Annotated in this window: 1 protein-coding gene; it reads left to right on the forward strand. The window is 53.1% G+C overall.

Annotated features, from left to right (window positions below):
• Positions 1-539: FMN-binding negative transcriptional regulator (locus B2W52_RS06775; protein ID WP_286802094.1), on the forward strand; the 539-nt coding region annotated here is incomplete at its 5' end.
• Positions 540-623 lie beyond the last annotated feature (84 nt).

Consider the following 623-nt stretch of genomic DNA (forward strand, 5'->3'; position numbering starts at 1 on the left):
CACGATGGGCCGGAATATGCACCAATCACGTACCCTTTCATCTGACCTCTGGGGCAAACGATGATCATGGATATCTTCAGTGTCATCTGGCCCGTAGTAATCCAGTCTGGAAACGCATGCAGGGCGGAGCTCAAGTGCTCGCAGTTTTTCAGGGGCCAGATGCTTATGTTTCACCCTCATGGTACCCAACCAAGGTTGAGACAGGTCGGGTTGTCCCAACATGGAATTATCTGGCTGTCCACGCGCAAGGGAGCGCTAGGATAATTGAGGATCCAAGCTGGTTAAAACATCATCTAGAGCAGCTAACAAACCAGCATGAGTCGCAAATGGTAGCTCCTTGGTCCGTGGATGATGCACCAACAGAATTCACTGAACGTCTGGTGCAGGCTATTGTCGGCGTAGAGATCAAAATTGAAGCTCTGACGGGCAAGCTGAAAGCAAGTCAGAATCAACCAGAGCGGAATCGGGCCGGTGTCAAAGATGGTCTCGAGACCGGAGAGGGAGCGCAGAACCGTGCAATGGCCAAGCTCATCAGCTAACCAGGGGCTGTTGTCGGACGGTTTTTCCGTCGCTTCGCTCCTACAAAACCGCCGCAAAGCCCAGCTACATGGACTCCCCCTGCG

The organism is Marinobacter sp. UBA2498 (assembly GCF_002341575.1).
Classification (GTDB): Bacteria; Pseudomonadota; Gammaproteobacteria; order Pseudomonadales; family Oleiphilaceae; genus Marinobacter; species Marinobacter manganoxydans.